General features: G+C 69.7%; 15 protein-coding genes and 2 tRNA genes. 9 read left to right on the top strand and 8 right to left on the bottom strand.

Annotated features, from left to right (window positions below; translation table 11 throughout):
* Positions 1-4: 4 nt before the first annotated feature.
* From JG616_RS01930 to JG616_RS01920, 3 genes are read right to left on the bottom strand one after another with little or no spacing between them, the layout of a single operon-like run.
* Complete coding sequence (locus tag JG616_RS01930) at positions 5-1,435, bottom strand: deoxyribodipyrimidine photo-lyase (RefSeq protein WP_199391498.1); 1,431 nt, start codon at positions 1,433-1,435, stop codon at positions 5-7.
* 49 nt (positions 1,436-1,484) lie between these two features.
* A complete protein-coding gene (locus tag JG616_RS01925; protein WP_199391497.1) occupies positions 1,485-1,712 on the bottom strand; it encodes a DUF378 domain-containing protein in 228 nt (75 codons plus the stop codon).
* A complete protein-coding gene (locus tag JG616_RS01920; RefSeq protein WP_199391496.1) occupies positions 1,709-2,236 on the bottom strand; it encodes a fasciclin domain-containing protein in 528 nt (175 codons plus the stop codon). Before JG616_RS01920 ends, JG616_RS01925 begins: the two co-directional genes overlap by 4 nt.
* 98 nt (positions 2,237-2,334) lie before the next feature.
* Here JG616_RS01920 and JG616_RS01915 point away from each other — a divergent pair, with 98 nt between their 5' ends.
* The 8 genes from JG616_RS01915 to JG616_RS01880 all read left to right on the top strand — a co-directional run bounded on the left by JG616_RS01915 (position 2,335) and on the right by JG616_RS01880 (position 9,969).
* Entirely contained in the window at positions 2,335-3,222 is an 888-nt protein-coding gene (locus JG616_RS01915) for a MerR family transcriptional regulator (RefSeq protein WP_199391495.1), read from the top strand.
* 82 nt (positions 3,223-3,304) lie between these two features.
* Complete coding sequence (locus JG616_RS01910; protein ID WP_199391494.1) at positions 3,305-4,468, top strand: zinc-dependent alcohol dehydrogenase; 1,164 nt, start codon at positions 3,305-3,307, stop codon at positions 4,466-4,468.
* Between the two features lie 68 nt (positions 4,469-4,536).
* Entirely contained in the window at positions 4,537-5,028 is a 492-nt protein-coding gene (locus tag JG616_RS01905) for a ferritin-like domain-containing protein (RefSeq protein WP_199361576.1), read from the top strand.
* A gap of 99 nt (positions 5,029-5,127) precedes the next feature.
* A complete protein-coding gene (locus JG616_RS01900; protein ID WP_199391493.1) occupies positions 5,128-6,135 on the top strand; it encodes an NAD-dependent epimerase in 1,008 nt (335 codons plus the stop codon).
* A 434-nt stretch (positions 6,136-6,569) separates the two neighbouring features.
* Entirely contained in the window at positions 6,570-7,916 is a 1,347-nt protein-coding gene (locus JG616_RS01895; protein ID WP_199391492.1) for an MraY family glycosyltransferase, read from the top strand.
* A 36-nt stretch (positions 7,917-7,952) separates the two neighbouring features.
* Positions 7,953-8,041, top strand: a tRNA-Leu gene (locus tag JG616_RS01890).
* A gap of 112 nt (positions 8,042-8,153) precedes the next feature.
* A tRNA-Leu gene (locus tag JG616_RS01885) sits at positions 8,154-8,241 on the top strand.
* Between the two features lie 93 nt (positions 8,242-8,334).
* A complete protein-coding gene (locus tag JG616_RS01880) occupies positions 8,335-9,969 on the top strand; it encodes an FMN-binding glutamate synthase family protein (protein ID WP_199391491.1) in 1,635 nt (544 codons plus the stop codon).
* A 114-nt stretch (positions 9,970-10,083) separates the two neighbouring features.
* Here JG616_RS01880 and JG616_RS01875 read toward each other — a convergent pair whose 3' ends face one another.
* The 5 genes from JG616_RS01875 to JG616_RS01855 are packed head-to-tail and all read right to left on the bottom strand — an operon-like array spanning position 10,084 to position 14,955.
* Positions 10,084-11,331: a cation:dicarboxylase symporter family transporter gene (locus JG616_RS01875; RefSeq protein WP_199361572.1), complete on the bottom strand. Its 1,248-nt coding sequence runs from the start codon at positions 11,329-11,331 to the stop codon at positions 10,084-10,086.
* Position 11,332: 1 nt separating this feature from the next.
* Complete coding sequence (locus JG616_RS01870) at positions 11,333-11,599, bottom strand: hypothetical protein (protein WP_199361571.1); 267 nt, start codon at positions 11,597-11,599, stop codon at positions 11,333-11,335.
* Between the two features lie 10 nt (positions 11,600-11,609).
* Positions 11,610-12,446, bottom strand: coding sequence for a MurR/RpiR family transcriptional regulator (locus tag JG616_RS01865; protein WP_199361570.1), 837 nt, complete (start codon positions 12,444-12,446; stop codon positions 11,610-11,612).
* 7 nt (positions 12,447-12,453) lie between these two features.
* On the bottom strand, positions 12,454-13,557 hold the full coding sequence (locus tag JG616_RS01860) for a dipeptide epimerase (protein WP_199391490.1): 1,104 nt from the start codon (positions 13,555-13,557) through the stop codon (positions 12,454-12,456).
* Positions 13,558-13,560: 3 nt separating this feature from the next.
* Positions 13,561-14,955 (bottom strand): SH3 domain-containing protein, encoded by a 1,395-nt coding sequence (locus tag JG616_RS01855; protein ID WP_199361568.1) that lies wholly within the window; start codon positions 14,953-14,955, stop codon positions 13,561-13,563.
* A gap of 227 nt (positions 14,956-15,182) precedes the next feature.
* Here JG616_RS01855 and JG616_RS01850 point away from each other — a divergent pair, with 227 nt between their 5' ends.
* On the top strand, positions 15,183-16,769 hold the full coding sequence (locus JG616_RS01850) for a transglutaminase domain-containing protein (protein ID WP_235972845.1): 1,587 nt from the start codon (positions 15,183-15,185) through the stop codon (positions 16,767-16,769).
* The last annotated feature ends 13 nt before the right edge of the window (positions 16,770-16,782 follow it).

Genomic DNA, 16,782 nt, shown 5'->3' with positions numbered 1-16,782 from the left:
CCGGTCAGTCCTGCTCCTCGGGCGGGACGGTGCGGATGCGCTTGAGCGCTTCGAGCGCGGACGCGCGGCCTTCGGCCAGGTCGACGATCGGGCGCGGTGGATACAGGCCGGTGGCCCGGCCGTTCGCGGCGGCTTCCCACGGCGCGTGGCGGGCCGTCGCCGGCAGGCCGCGCAGCTCCGGCACCCAGCGGGCGATGTAGGCGCCGTCGGGATCGAACTTCCGCGCCTGCAGCACCGGGTTGAAGATGCGGAAGTAGGGTGCGGCGTCGACGCCGGTTCCGGCGACCCACTGCCAGCCGAGCGTGTTGTTGGCGAGGTCGGCGTCGACCAGGTTGTCCCAGAACCAGCGCGCGCCCTGCAGCCAGTGCAGGCGCAGGTGCTTGGTGAGGAAGCTGGCCACGACCATGCGCACGCGGTTGTGCATCCAGCCGGTGGCGCGCATCTCGCGCAGGCCGGCGTCGACGATCGGCACGCCGGTGCGGCCACGCTGCCAGGCGCGCAGCAGGCCCGGATCCGGCGCGGCCCACTGGAAGTCGTCGAAGCGCGGATTGAAGTTGGCGTCGGTGGTCCGCGGGAAGTGGTGCAGGACGTGCACGGCGAACTCGCGCCAGGCCATCTCGCGGACGAAGGCGGCGCGCTCTTCCACCGGGCCGGCGCTGGCGACGGCATCGACGACGCGCCAAGGCGCGATCTCGCCGAAGTGCAGATGCGGGGACAGGCGCGAGGTCAGCAATTGCGACGGGACATCGCGACCGCGGCGGTAGTCGGTCAGTCCGCCGGCGACGAAGGCCTGCAGCGCGGCGTCGGCACCGGCCTCGCCGGGCGTCCAGTGCGCCCAGAAGCTGTCGTCCCAGTGGAGATCGGGCTTGAGGCCGAGGGCATCGAGGGTGGTCTCGCCGGGCAGCGCCGTCGGGAACGCGGGGAGCTCGCTCGGCGCCGGGAACGGCGACTGCGGCGCCCAGGCGCGACGCGCGGCATTCCAGAACGGGGTGAAGACGCGGAACGGATCGCCGGCCCTGGTTTCCAGCTGCCAGGGCTCGAACAGCAGGCTGGCATTCCAGGCATCGGCGCGCAGGCCCTGGGCACGCAGCGCGCGGCGTACGCCCTCGTCGCGCCGGGCGGCGACGGGCTCGTGGCGCCGGCTCCAGTAGACGGCTTCGGCGCCGGTCGCCCGGGTGATCGCCTGCAGGGTGGCCAGACTGTCGCCGGCAAACACGTGCAGCCGCGAGCCACGCTGGCGCAGCGACGCGTCGAGCGCGGCCAGCGAACGGTGGCGCCAGGCATTGGAGGCCGCCCCCGGTGCCCACCCACCGTCTTCGCTGGGGGAGTGGATGTACACCGGAAGCGGAGAAAGGCCCGCCCTGCGTGCGGCCTGCAGGGCGGGGTGGTCACGCAGGCGGAGATCGTCGCGGAACCAGATGACGGCGGTGGACATGGTGCTCGGGGGCCGTGGCGCGGTCGCGGATCACGCGACCGCGCGTTGCTCAGCGACGCGCCTGGGCGCGGACTTCGCCGGTATCGCCGGCCTTCAGCAGCGGCACGATCTGCCACAGCGCCGACAGGCCGACGAGGACATAGACCACGCGCGCGAGCAGCGCATCCTGGCCGCCGAAGATCGCCGCGACCAGATCGAACTGGGCGAGGCCGACGAGGCCCCAGTTGATGCCGCCGACGATCACGAGCACGAGGGTGAGGAGGTTGATGGCTTTCATGGCATGAGGACCTTGTCGATGACGTGGATGACGCCGTTGCTGGCGTTGATGTCGGCCTTGGTGACGCGGGCACCGTCGACGGTGACGTTGCCGCCCATGGCCTTGATGTCGACCGTGCCGCCATTGACCGTGGGGGCGCTGTCCAGGCCGGCGACGCGCGCGGCAGGGTAGCGGCCGGCGACGACGTGGTAGGTGAGGATGGCGGTGAGCTTCTCGCGGTTTTCCGGCTTCAGCAGCGACTCGACGGTGCCGGCCGGCAGCGCGGCGAACGCGGCGTCGGTGGGCGCGAACACGGTGAACGGGCCGGGGCCCTTCAGGGTGTCGACCAGGCCGGCGGCCTGCAGCGCGGCGGCGAGCGTCTTGAACTGGCCGGCGGCCACGGCGGTGTCGACGATGTCGGCGGTGGCGCGCGCCGGCTTGGCCGGGGCAGCGGCATCGCTGGCGGGGGCGGCGTAGGCGAGCGGGGCCGCGAGGCCCAGGGCCAGCGCGGCGGTGAGCAGGCGGAGGCGGGACGGGACGTACATGTCGAATCCTTGGGTTGGGGTGACGGCGCCAGTCTCGGTCCGCGGCGGTTAGACCTGTGTACATGCAGGGCTTGTACGTTCGTTGTACATTCGCCGGCATGTACCCGGTCAAGGCCGCCGCCGAACTCAGTGGACTGACCCCCGAAACCCTGCGCGCGTGGGAGCGCCGCCACGGCGCGGTGGTCCCGCTGCGCGACGGGCAGGGGCGGCGCCTCTACGACGCGGAGATGGTGGAGCGGCTGGCGAAGCTGCATCGCCTGACCGATCGCGGCCACCCGATCCGCGACCTGGCGGGGCTGGACGATGCCGCCCTCGACCAGCTGCTGGAGGAGCGCCGGCACGCCGGCTACGGCGGCCTGGAAGCGCTGCCGGCGCAGCTGCTGGACGCGGTGGCGGACTATCGCGTGGACGTCTTCGACCGCGAGCTGTCGGTCGCGATCGCCACGCTTCCGCTGCCGGTGCTGCTGGAACGCGTGGTGATGCCGCTGCTGCGCGAGATCGGCCAGCGCTGGGCCGACGGCCGACTGGCGATCGCCCAGGAGCGGCTGGTCAGCAGCATGCTGCGCGCGCGCCTGCTGTCGATCCTGAACCAGCATCCGCGCGAACGGCGGCCGCGCGTGCTGTTCGCGACGCTGAGCGGCGAGCCGCACGAGCTCGGCCTGCTGGGCGCGGCGCTGCACCTGCACGAGATGGGCCTGCCGGTGCTGTACCTCGGCACCGAGCTTCCGGCGCCGGAGCTTGCGCGGGTCGCCAACCGGCTGGGCGCGGCGGCGGTGGCGGTGAGCTCGGTGGATCCGGGGCATGCGCGGGCCGCGCTGGAGGCGCTTCGCGTGCTGGACGCCGAGCTGGAGCCGCAGATCCCGGTCTGGCTGGGCGGCGCCAACGCGCGCTACCTGGGCGAGGCCCTGGGGCTCCCCCGGGTACGCGCGGTGCAGGATCCGAACGTGTTCGCCCGCCAGGTCAGCCACGCGCAGCGCGCCGGCTGACCAGCGCACCACGCCGGGATCACGGCTTCGCGACCAGTCTGGCCTGCCACGCCCGAAGCGGCGAAGCAGACTGGAATCTCCGATGCGCGCACTCACCTGGCAGGGCAAGCACGATGTCCGCGTCGAAACCATGCCGGACCCTTCGCTGGTGGCCGCCGACGACATCATCCTGCGCGTCACCGCCACCGCGATCTGCGGCTCGGACCTGCACATCTACCGCGGCAAGATCCCCGCGATGGAGGATGGCGACATCCTCGGCCACGAGTTCATGGGCATCGTCGAGGACGCAGGCCCGGCGGTGACGCGGGTCAAGCGCGGCGACCGCGTGGTGATTCCCTTCGTCATCGCCTGCGGGCAGTGTTTCCACTGCCTGCTGAGCGAATACGCCTGCTGCGAGACCACCAACACCGGCCGCGGCGCGATCCTCAATGCCAAGCAGATCAAGCCGCCGGCGGCGCTGTTCGGCTACAGCCGCCTGTACGGCGGCGTGCCCGGCGGCCAGGCCGAGCTGGTGCGCGTGCCGCAGGCCAACGTCGGTCCGCTGGTGGTGCCCGACGTGCTGTCCGACGAACAGGTGCTGTTCCTGTCCGACATCCTGCCCACGGGCTACCAGGCGGCGATCAACGCCGGCGTCGAACCGGGCTCCTCGCTGGCGATCTTCGGCGCGGGGCCGGTGGGGCTGATGGCCGCGGCCTGCGCACGCATGCTCGGTGCGGCGACCATCTTCATGATCGACGACAACGCCCATCGGCTGGCCTTTGCGCGCGCCACCTACGACATCATCCCGATCAACTTCGACGAGGTCGACGACCCCGCCGGGGCAATCGTTGAGGCGACCGCGGGCCGGGGCGTGGACGCGACCATCGAGGCGGTCGGCTTCGAGGCCAAGGGCAGCGTCACCGAAACGGTGATGACCAACCTCAAGCTGGAAGGCTCCAGCGGCAAGGCGATCCGCCAGGCCATCGCCGCCACCCGGAGGGGCGGCACGGTGAGCGTGCCGGGCGTCTATGCCGGCTTCATCCATGGCTTCCTGTTCGGCGACGCCTTCGACAAGGGATTGACCTTCAAGATGGGCCAGACCCATGTGCAGCGCTTCATGCCCGAGCTGCTGGAGGCGATCGGCGAGGGCCGGCTGAAGCCCGAAGTGATCATTTCGCACCGCATGAAGCTTGAGGATGCGGCCAAGGGCTACGAGATGTTCAACGCCCAGGACGACGAGTGCCGCAAGGTGGTGCTGACGCCCTGAGGACTTCACGCCGGATGGATCAGGCCGGCGCGATCTTTCCGCTCCACCCCCAAACCGAGGACATCACGATGGCTGTCAAAACGATGGAAGACCTGTTCATCCACGAGCTTTCGGACATGTACAGCGCCGAGAAGCAGATGAGCAAGGCGCTGCCGCGCATGGCGCGCGCGGCCGAGGCGCCCGACCTCAAGGCTGCGTTCGAGACCCACCTGGAGGAGACCCTGGGCCAGATCGAGCGCATCGACCAGCTGGTCGAGAAGCAGGGCCTGAAGCTCAAGCGCATCAAGTGCGCAGCGATGGAAGGCCTGGTGGAAGAGGCCAAGGAAGTGATCGAAGAAGTGGAAGCCGGCCCGGTGCGCGATGCCGCGTTGATCGGCGGCGCGCAGAAGTCCGAGCACTACGAGATCGCGTCCTACAGCACCCTGTGCGTGCTGGCGACCCAGCTGGGCTACCGCGACGCACTGCCGCTGCTCGAGGCCAACCTCAAGGAAGAGCGCGCGACCGACGAGAAGCTGGCGATCCTGGCCAGGAGCGGCAAGGCTGCGCAGAAGGCGGCCTGACGCCGGGCCTGCGGTGCCGCGCGGCCAGCGCCGCGCGGTGCCGCCGCGGCCCCGGGCGGGAGGCGGGTATCATGCCGCCTCCCCGACCGGAGCCTCGCAATGAAAGTCCTCGTCACCGGCACCGCCGGCTTCATCGGCAGCCATGTCGCCCTGCAGCTGCTGGCGCGCGGTGACCAGGTCGTCGGCTTCGACAGCCTCAACGACTACTACGACGTCAACCTGAAGAAGGCGCGGCTCGCGCGCTTCATGGACCACCCGGGCTATGCCCACGTGCAGGCCGACCTGTCGGACCGCGCGGCGGTGGAAGACGTGTTCGCGACGCACCGGCCCGACCGGGTGGTGCATCTGGCCGCGCAGGCCGGCGTGCGCTATGCCGCCGAGAATCCGCATGTCTATGTATCGAGCAACGTCACCGGCACGCTGCACGTGCTTGAAGGCTGCCGCCACCACGGAGTGGAGCACCTGGTGTTCGCCTCGACCAGCTCGGTCTACGGCGCCAACCGCGCCATGCCGTTCAACGAGCGCCAGCCCACCGAGCATCCGCTGACGCTGTACGCGGCGACCAAGAAGGCCAACGAGATGATGGCGCACTCGTATGCGCACCTCTACGGCGTGCCGGCCACGGGCCTGCGCTTCTTCACCGTCTACGGGCCCTGGGGCCGGCCGGACATGGCGCTGTTCCTGTTCACCAGGGCGATCCTGGCCGGCGAGCCGATCAAGGTCTTCAACCACGGCCACCACCGCCGCAGCTTCACCTATGTCGACGACATCGTCGAAGGCATCGTGCGCGCGCTGGACCGGCCGGCGGTGGCGGACCCGGCGTGGCAGGGCGAGTCCCCCGACCCCGGCTCGAGCGGCGTCGCGCCGTACCGGATCTACAACATCGGCAACGAACAGCCGGTGGAGCTGCTGCGCTACATCGAAGTGCTCGAGGAGTGCCTGGGCCGCAAGGCGGTGATGGAGATGCTGCCGCTGCAGGCCGGCGACGTGCCGGACACCGAGGCCGACGTGGGCGCGCTGGTGGCCGACGTCGGCTACCGCCCGATCGTCTCGGTGGAACAGGGCGTCGCCAACTTCGTCGAGTGGTACCGCGGGTACTACAGCTGATCTGGCGCCTCCCTCGGCTTCGTCCCTGTAGGAGCGGCTACAGCCGCGATCGCCCCGGCCGATATCCACCCCCCTGTAGGAGCGGCTACAGCCGCGATCGCCCTGGTTGTGACGCCCCGCTATCGCGGCTATAGCCGCTCCTACAGTGGCTGTGTGCCTTGTCCGGGACGCTCCGCTATCGCGGCTGTAGCCGCTCCTACAGTGGCTGCGTCCCGGCGGGACGCTCCGCCTTCGCCGCTGTAGCGGCTCCTGCGTGTATTCAGGCTGGCGATGCGGTGTGACGCGTGGCAGCAGTTTGTGCCGGTGACCGCGTCCATCACGTGGTGCAATGCAACAATCGTGTAGAATCCGTGGCTTGCTGCGCATCTGCGCGAGTGGCCCGAAGCTTGCTTCGGTCACGCAGGGCGGGCCCATGAGGGGTCCAGGGAATCGACATGGACATGCTGGAACTTGCGAACGAAATTGGACTGGCCTACGCGCTGCTCGCAGCCGTCGCCACCTGGTGCGTCATGCGGGTCCTGCATCCCCTGGCGCCGCGACTGAACCTCCTCGACTTCCCCGTCGGCCGCAAGGACCACGCGCATCCGACCCCGATAATCGGCGGCCTGGCGATGGTGGTCGGCTGCATCGTGGTGCTGCCTTTGATCCGCGAGCACGCCACCGCGACCATGCTCTCCTTCGTCGCCGCGTCGCTGCTGCTGGTCGGCATCGGCCTGTACGACGACCGCTATGACCTGCGCTGGTACTGGCGCGTGCTGGCCCAGGTGGTCGCCGCGCTGATCATGATCTACGGCGCCGGCGTGAGCGTGGCCAACCTTGGCGGCGTGTTCGGCATGGGCGAGCTGGGCTGGATCTCGGTGCCGTTCACCGTGTTCGCCACCGTCGGCATCATCAACGCCATCAACATGGTCGACGGCGCCGATGGCCTCGCCGGCTCGCTGGTCGCGGCCTGCCTGGTGATGCTGGCGTGCGCGGCCGTCTATGCCGGCAACCCGTCGCTGGCGCGCATCTCGCTGGTCATCGCCGGCGCGGTCTGCGCCTTCCTGCTCTACAACATGCGCTTCCCCTGGCAGCCGCGGGCCAAGACCTTCATGGGCAACGCCGGCAGTGCCTGGCTGGGCCTGCTGGTGGCCTGGGTAGTGTTCCGCCTGACCCAGAACTCGGGCCATCCGGTGAACCCGGTGCTGGCGCTCTGGCTGCTGCCGATCCCGGTGTTGGATTGCCTCGTGCTGACCGTGCGCCGCGTCCGCGAAGGCCGCTCGCCGTTTTCGGCCGGCCGTGACCATATCCACCACTTCATGCAGGACGCCGGCTTCGGCCCGACCCAGGCCGCACTCGTGCTGACCCTCTTCAGCCTCGGCACCGGCCTGGTGGCCGGCCAGCTGATGCGGCTGGACGTGCCCAACATGCTGATCCTGGCCGGGTTCCTCGCGCTGTGCCTGGGCTGGTACGCGCTGAGCACGCATCGCCAGAGGACGCTGCGCTTCTTCGCCGTGCTGCGCGCGCTGCCCGTGTTCGGCCCGATGCCGGAGCGTGCGCACAAGGCACGCGGCCGCAGCGAAGTTCCGCTGCCGATGGTGCCAGGCGCTGGCAAGCATGCAGCGGGATCCCGCAGCGCGGGCACCACCGCGCGGCGCACCGCGCGAGCCGTTGGCAAGGACGGCGCGGCGCCGGCCATGGCGCAGAGCGATGCCGACGCGCGCGCCGATGATCCCGTCAACGACGTCGACCCGTCCGACCGGCACGCGTCCGCGCGCGAGCGTTTACGCAACAGCGCCTGACACTCCGCGCCGCCAGCGCCGGCGGCAGGAGAGCTTGCCCGGATGGCGGAATCGGTAGACGCAGGGGACTTAAAATCCCCCGGCCTCGCGGCCAAGTGTGGGTTCGAGTCCCACTCCGGGCACCAACTCAATTTTTTCGCGCCCCAGCACGCCCAGTACGCCCGCACGTGCGAGGCCGCTTGCGCGGCCTTCACGCGTTCAACCGGTTGCGCACCCCCGGCCACGGGGCGCGCCATGGCCCGGGTGGCGGAACCAGGTAGACGCAGGGGACTTAAAATCTTCCGGCCGCAAGGCCTTGTGGGTTCGATTCCCACCCCGGGCACCAGCGATGCAGCCGCGCCGCTCGCGCAACCGAGTCACATCATCGGGTGACGTAGGATCAGGCCTGCGCCAGCGGGGCGCGCCTCCGGTTTTTCCGATGACCTACCGCTATACCGCCTGGTTCGCCTGCATCGCCATCTGCCTGCTGGGCATCGTGTTGGCGCTGACGTGGTCGTCGGGGTGGTGGTGGGTGGCGGCGGTCGCGGGCGCGCTGTCGCTGTTGGGCCTGCTCGACGTCAGCCAGCGCATCAGCACGCTGCGGCAGCTGTATCCGGTGCTGATCCATTTCCGCTACGGGCTGGAGTCGGTGGGGCCGGAGATCCGCCAGTACTTCATCGAGCGCGAGACCGAGGAGGTGCCGTTCTCCCGCGAGCAGCGGGCGCTGGTCTACCAGCGCGCCAAGCGCGTGCAGGACACGGTGCCGTTCGGCACCATCCACGACGTCTACGGCAACGACTACGAGTGGATCAACCATTCGCTGGTGCCGACCCACCTGGCCGGGCACGACTTCCGCACCACGGTGGGCGCCGGTGGCGCGGCTCCCTACGACGCGAGCGTGTTCAACATCTCGGCGATGAGCTTCGGCTCGCTGTCGGCCAACGCGGTCCGTGCGCTCAACCTGGGCGCGAAGCGCGGCGGCTTCTACCACGACACCGGCGAGGGTTCGATCTCGCCCTACCATCGCGAGTACGGCGGCGACCTGGTGTGGGAAATCGGTTCGGGCTACTTCGGCTGCCGGGATGCGGAAGGGCGCTTCGACCCGGAGCGCTTCGCGGCCAATGCCGCGGATCCGCAGGTCAAAATGATCGAGATCAAGCTGTCGCAGGGCGCCAAGCCCGGCCATGGCGGGATGCTGCCCGGCGCGAAGGTGACGCCGGAGATCGCGCTGACGCGCGGCGTGCCGGTGGGCGTGGACTGCAACTCGCCGGCCCAGCATTCGGCGTTCGGGACGCCGGTGGGGCTGCTGGAGTTCGTGGCCGGGCTGCGTGGCCTGGCCGGCGGCAAGCCGGTGGGCTTCAAGCTGGCGATCGGCCATCCCTGGGAGTGGTTCGGCGTGGCCAAGGCGATGCGCGAGACCGGCATCCTGCCGGACTTCATCGTGGTCGACGGCGCCGAGGGCGGTACGGGCGCGGCGCCGGTGGAGTTCGTCAACCACATCGGCGTGCCGCTGCAGGAGGCGCTGATGCTGGTGCACAACACCCTGGTGGGCCTCGATCTCCGCGACAAGATCCGTGTGGGCGCGGCGGGCAAGATCACCTCGGCCTTCGACATCGCGCGCACGCTGGCGATCGGCGCCGACTTCTGCAACGCCGGCCGCGCCTTCATGTTCTCGCTGGGCTGCATCCAGGCGCGCAGCTGCCACAACGATCGCTGCCCGACCGGTATCGCGACCCAGGATCCGCGCCGCTGGAAACACCTGGACGTGCAGGACAAGGGCGAGCGCGTGGCCAACTACCACCGCAACACAATGGTGGCGTTGCGCGACCTGCTGTGTGCGTCGGGGCTGTCGTCACCGGCGGAGCTGGGGCCTGAGCACATCGTGCGCCGGGTCTCGCAGATGCATGTGAGCTCGCTGGCCAGCATCTACCACTTCCTGCAGCCGGGTGAGCTGCTGGCGGGCGCGGTGCCCGAACGACATGCCGTCTTCAAGACCTTCTGGGACGTCGCGCGCGCCGACACCTTCGCCCCGCCGTCGCGCGTCCTGGAGATGCGGACGTCGAAGAGCCGGTGATTTGCCGGCCGCGCGCCCACTGGGCGATAAACCCGTCGCATCACCCTGTAGGAGCGGCTATAGCCGCGATGCCCTTCTCCCGCAATCGCGGCTATAGCCGCTCCTACGGTGTTATCACGCTCCGCCGGCCTCCAGGCGGTTGACCACGGCGGTCGCCGTCAGGTCGCCGGTGACGTTGCCGACGGTCGAGAACATGTCGGGGATGTTGTCCACCGCCAGCAGCAGGCCCAGCGGCTCCACCGGCAGGCCCATGGCCTGGGTCACGGGCAGGTTGTTGGTCATGAAGCTCACCTGGCCGGGCAGGCCCACCGAGCCCATGCTGATCAGCGCCGACAGCACGATGGCGGTGCCGATCTGCAGTCCACTCAGGTCCAGCCCGTACATCCAGCTGATGAAGCTGACCACGCCGATGTACTGGATCGGACTGGTAATGCGGAAGAGCGACACCGCCATCGGCAGCACCAGTGCGGTGACGTGCAGCGGGTAGCCGAGCCGGGTGCGGGCGCAGTCGATCATCGCCGGAAGTGATGCGAGCGAGGACTGGGTGCTGGCCGCGATCACCTGCGCCGGGAAGATGCCGACCATGAAGCGGCGCACCGGCTCCCTGGCGACCAGGCGCGCGACGCCGTACAGCAGCAGGGTGACCATGATGTAGAGCGTGCACAGCAGCAGCACGTACCAGCCCAGCGCGCCCAGCACCGCCAGGCCCACGCGGGCGCAGACCGCCAGCACCAGCGCGAACACGCCCAGCGGCGCCGCCCACAGCACCCAGCGCACCACCTGGATCATGGTGTCGGCGATCGCCTGCACCAGCTCCAGCAGGCGCGCGCGCCGCTCGGGTTCGATGCGGGTGGCGGCGAAGCCGAAGAACAGCGAGAACACCACCAGCGGCAGCATGGCGTTCGCCGCGGCGGCGGCCAGCGCGTTGCTGGGGATGACGGTGGTGATCCACTCGCCGAACGAAGGAGCACGGCCGATGATGGTGTCGTCGGCGCCGATGGCCAGCCGGAAGGCGTCGACGAGGGCCTGGTCGCGCGGCACCAGCGACAGCAGGCCGGGGGCCATGAACGCGGTGAAGCTGCCCGAGGCGATCAGCAGCACGGCGAACACCGCCATTGCGCGGCGGGCGGTGCGGCCTGATGCGGCCGCGTCGGTGGCGGAGTTCACGCCAAGCACCACCAGCGCCGCGACCAGCGGCACCACGGTCATCTGCAGGGCGTTGAGCCAGAGCCGGCCAATCGGCTGCACCAGGTCGGCCGCACGCGCGCCGAGTTCCGGGTCGCTGTAGGACAACGCCAGGCCGATGATGGCGCCGAGGGCAAGCGCGAGCAGGACGCGCGCCGCATTCGAAAGCCGCCGCACCTCACCGCGCCCCTGTAGGAGCGGCTACAGCCGCGATCGCCTCGAATCGCATCCCTGTAGGAGCGGCTACAGCCGCGATCACACCCGATCGCGCCCCTGTAGGAGCGGCTACAGCCGCGATCACCGGCAATCGCGGCTGTAGCCGCTCCCACATGGGCAGCGTCCCGGCATCCGGCTCACACAGGTGCAGCGTCCCGGCATCCGGCTCCCACAGGTGCAGCGTCCCAGCATCCGGCTCCCACAGCAGCAGCGTCCCATCCTCACCCATACCGCTGGCCTCATTCGATTGGTGCTGCATTTTCCACCAGCATACGCAGGTGGGCCTCGTCCTCGCACAGCAGCAGGAACACCAGGTCCAGCAGGTGCTGGAGCGCGGCGTGGTACAGCAGCAGTTCGACCTGGGGCCGCGGGTCGTGGGCACTGACCAGCAGCGCGATGTCGGCGTGCGCGCGCAGTGCGTTCGCGGTGTGGCGGGTGAACGTGACCACCTTGCCGCCGCGCCGGCGGAACAGGCGCGCGGTGTGGCAGAGCGCGGCCTCCTGGCCGTGCTCACACAGCACCAGCAGGACGTCGCCGGGCGCGGCCGACGAGGTGCCTACCGCCATCAGCGCCGGATCGAACAGGTGGATCGCGGTGCGGCCGATCATCGCCAGCTTGATCGCGATCGCGCGCGAGTGCAGCCCGTCGTTGCCCACGCCGATCGCGTAGACCTTGTCCGCCGCGCGGATGGCCTCGGCCACCCGCGAAACGTCGCTGTGCGCGTTGAGCGCGCGGGTCACGTTGACCGCCTCGGCCTTGGCGCGCCACAGCGACTCGGCCAGCAGGGCCCCGGGATCGTCGTTGCGCGCGGCGCGCGCGGTGCCGGTTCCGCCGCCTTCGGGGTCGAGCCGCGCCAGCGATTCACCGATCGAGAACTTGAGGTCCGGATAGCCCTTGAAGCCCAGCTTCTGGCTGAACTTGACCACGCTCGACTGGCTGATGCCCAGCGCATTGGCCAGCTGCTGCGAGGAGTAGTCGCGCAGCAGGTGGGCGTTGTCGAGCATGAAGTCGGCGATGCGGCGTTCGATCGCCGACATCCGGTCGCGTTCGCCGCGGATCCTCGCAAGCGGCGGCATGCGCCCCTCAGCCGACCGTGATCGGCTCGAGCCCGCGCACCGAGCGGATGCCCAGGCCCGGCGCGTCGCTGATGGCGATCTCCGACTCGTTGAACTCCACGCCGCCTTCGACCGGGTCGAAGGTGCACAGCGAAGGGCCGTCGAGGTCGACCTTGGTGATGGTGCCGGCCTTGGCCACCGCCAGGTGGACGGCGGCGGCCACGCTGATCGCGGACTCGATCATGCAGCCGATCATGCAGTCGACGCCGTGGACGGCGGCGATGTCGGCGATGCGGATGGCGTTCGACAGCCCGCCGGTCTTCATCAGCTTGATGTTGATGATGTCGGCGGCGCGGCGCTGGATCAGATCGATCACCTCGGCCGGGCCGAACACGCTCTCGTCGGCCATCACCGGGGTATGCACCCGTTCGGTGACGTATTTCAGGCCTTCGATGTCGCGCGCGGGCACCGGCTGCTCCAGCAGCTCGAGGTGGATGCCGGCGTCTTCCAGCGCGTGGATGGCGAACACCGCCTGCTTCGGCGTCCAGCCCTGGTTGGCGTCCAGGCGCAACAGGGCGCGGCCGTCGACCGCGGCGTGGATCGCCTTGACGCGCTCGATGTCGAGCCCGATGTCCTTGCCGACCTTGATCTTGAGCGACTCGAAGCCGCGATCGAGCGCCGCCAGCGAGTCGGCCACCATCTTGTCGATGTAGTCCACGCTGATGGTGAGGTCGGTGGTGACCACCGGATCGCCGCCGCCGCCGAGCATGCGGTAGAGCGGGGCGCCGTAGAGCTGCGCCCACAGGTCGTAGAGCGCGATCTCGACCGCCGCCTTGGCGCTGGTGTTGCGCTCCATCGCGCTTTGCACCAGCTGCACGTTGCGGTTGAGGTCGGCGACGTCGCGGCCGATGAGGCGCGGGCCGATGATCCGGTGGATCGCCTCGATCATCGAGCCGTGGGTGTCGCCGGTGATGACCGCGGTGGGCGCGGCCTCGCCGTAGCCGATGCGGCCATCGTCGGTGTGGATCATCACCACGATGTCTTCCACCGTGTCGACGGTGCGCAGCGCGGTCTTGAACGGGGTCTTCAGCGGAACCCGCAGCATCGCGAGCCGGATGTCGGTGATCTTCATGGGTCAGGGCCGGATGCGCTGGATGCTGGTGAGACGGTCGATCGTGGGCGTGGTCGCGTTGGTCATCATCGGCGCGACCGGCGTCACCACCACGCCGTTGAGGTGCAGGCGCACCAGGTCATCGGCGCCTTCGGGCTTCCAGCTCATGCCGCTGGTGTCGTGGATGACGAAGGGTTCGCCGTCGACGTGGCCGATCATCATCATCACGTGGCCCGGCATGTAGACCAGGTCGCCCGGCCGCGCATCGCGCAGCGCCTCCAGCCGCTTGCCATGGCTGTCGGCCTTGTCCAGTGGCAGGCGGTTGAGCGCCGGGCTCACCGCCTGCGCGCTGGTGTTGCGCGGGATCAGCACGCCGAAGCTGCGGTAGATCTCCGAGGCGAAGCCGCTGCAGTCGCGCGCGTTGTAAGAATGGCCCCAGCCGTAGCGCTCGCCGAGGAACTTGAACGACTGGCGGATGAGGTTGGCTTCGGTCAGCGGCAGGTAGTCGCTGGCGACGTCGGCCGAGCGCGGGAGCAGGGCAGGCTCGAACGACAGCCGGCCGTCCCCGCCGCGCACCGGCAGCTCGATGACATGCGCCGCGGCCGGAAGCTGGCCGTTGACTTCGTCCATCGGCGGCCAGCCCGCGCGCACCGGGACGCGCACGCCCATCTCCAGCTGTACGTCGGACACCCCGGGGTTCTCCGGCGTGTACGCGGTGCGCGCGGTGGCGCCGGTGACCACGAGGAATGGCGCGCGGCGGCCCCAGGCGTGGATGGCATCGCGCTCGCCTTCGGCGACGTACTGCGCCTCGATCCAGGCGGCATAGCGCTGGCTGACGATGAAGAGCCACTCGCCGTCGGCGCTCTGGTGGACGATGGCGACCGGATCGCCGGGGAACAGCGCGCTTTCCTGGAAGCGGTCGATGTCGGTATCGCCCGCACTGCTGAACACGCGCAGGCGGGTCGGGAAGGCGCGCAGGTCCGCGCGGCGCACGACCATGCCGTGGCGCGCCGGCTGGCTGTCGGGAATGGCGTCGAGCGCGAGGCTGGCCTGGATGCGGTCGAGTTCGCCGCGTTCAACGGGCTTGCCGTGGACATCATGGAGCGGGCGTTCCGGGAGCTTCGACAGGCCTTCGATCCAGGCCCGCACCTGCGTGCCTTCGATGCGTCCGGGCAGGGCCTCGAGGTCATGGATCGACGGATCCTCCGCCTGCATGCGTGCGTTCTGCGCGGCGATCTGTGCCGGCGTCAGCACGATCCGGTCCGGATCGGGCAGGGCCTCGATCCAGAAGGCTGGCGAAAGATGGGATTCGGTGAGTCCCGGCACCGCGAATGGCGGCGCGGCCGGGGCGGGTTCGCGCGCGGCGAGCGACGCCGGAAGCACGAGCAGGAGGCTGAGGAGCAGCGCAGTGGATCGCATGGATCATCCCCTTCCGGCGATACGGGAGCCGGACGGCATCATGGAATACATGATTCGGACAAATCAACCAAAAAGAATAAATTATTGACGCCCCATGAACGCCATGTTACACAGCCCCGAAGCAGTTCCGGGGGCCGGGAGAGGGGCTTTCAGCGATGCCTGCAGTCGATCCACAGCACACGTCTCCAAGCGCGGGCCAGTCCCCGCGCCGATGGCGTGTCCACGCCTTGGCCATCGCCGCCGCGCTTCCTGCGATCGCCGTCGCCGCCGCTTTTCCTGTAGGAGCGGCTACAGCCGCGATGGCGGCATCCCCTGGACAGGCGACGGATGCGCGCGAGTCGCGGACCATCGACGCCGGTGGCAGGGCGATCGCGGCTGTAGCCGCTCCTACAGGGGACACGGTGGCGAATGCCGACATCGGGGCGCGGTTGGCCGCGCCGCCGGATATCGTCGAGCGCGTCGACTCGGGTGACTTCAAGGGCGCCGAGGCCGCGATTGCTGCGGCGCTTTCCGACGCCTCGCTCGGCGCCGACCACCGCACCGCGCTCGAATTCCAGCGCGAGCGCATGCGCCGCATCCTGCTCGACTTCCGCCTGGACGAGGCCGGCGCCAAGGCGCGCCTGCGCCGCGACATCCCCGATCTCACCGACGCCGAGTTCGCGCGCTGGGACGCTGCCGGCCTGATCGAGGCGCGGGTGATCGACGGCGAGCGGCGCTGGTTCAGCCGCGGTCCCTCCAATCTGTTCCGACTCAGCGAAGAGGCGCGCCTGCGCCGCGCGACTCCGCTGAAGTTCTACGACAGCCCGCTGGAAGTCGCGCATCCGCACCACGCCGCCGTGCGCGAGGCGGCCGTGGCGAGCGGCGAGCGCTCGGTCGCGCCGCAGCGCGTGCGCGTGACCCAGTCGCTGACGGTGAAGCCCGACACGGTGCCTGCAGGCGAGACGCTCCGCGCCTGGCTGCCATTCCCGCGCGCGATCGACGGCCAGCAGGAGGGCATCGCGCTGCAGTCGACGGTCCCGGCGCGCCACCAGCTCGCGCCCGAATCCGCGCTGCAGCGCACCGTGTACATGGAAGCACCGGCCATCGCCGGCCAGCCCACCGCGTTCTCGGTGACCTACGAATTGACGGTCAACGCGCAGTACGCTGATATCGACCCCGCCCGCGTGGTCCCGGCGGACATCACGCCCGAGCTCGCGCCCTTCGTCGCCGAGCGCGCCCCGCACGTGGTCTTCAGCGATGCCATGCGCCTGGAGTCGGCGCGGATCGTGGGCGACGAGACCAACCCCTACCGCATCGCGCAGAAGCTCTTCGCCGCCGTCGACCGGATTCCATGGGCCGGGGCACGCGAGTACTCGACCATCAGCAACATCGGACAGCACGCACTGGAGCAGGGCCACGCCGACTGCGGCCAGCAGACCCTGCTGCTGATCACCCTGCTGCGCATGAACGGCATTCCCGCGCGCTGGCAGTCGGGCTGGATCTTCTCCGACGGCGACTACAACAACATGCACGACTGGGGCTGGATGTACCTGGCCCCCTACGGCTGGGTCCCGATGGACGTGACCTTCGGTCGTCTGCCGGGTGCCGACGGGAAACTCCAGGATTTCTACCTTGGCGGCCTCGACGCCTGGCGCATCGCGTTCAACGACGACTGGTCGCGCGAATTCGTGCCGGCCAAGCGCCATCCACGTTCCGAAACCGTCGACCTGCAGCGCGGGGAAGTCGAGTGGGACGGCGGCAACCTGTATTTCGACCAGTGGAATTACGACTTCGAGTGGCAGCTGCTGCCACCGGTCACGGACGACGGCACCTGATCCACCGCCAACC

The organism is Luteimonas sp. MC1895, assembly GCF_016457215.1.
Taxonomy (GTDB): domain Bacteria; phylum Pseudomonadota; class Gammaproteobacteria; order Xanthomonadales; family Xanthomonadaceae; genus Luteimonas.
This window is presented reverse-complemented; position numbering and strand designations above follow the sequence as displayed.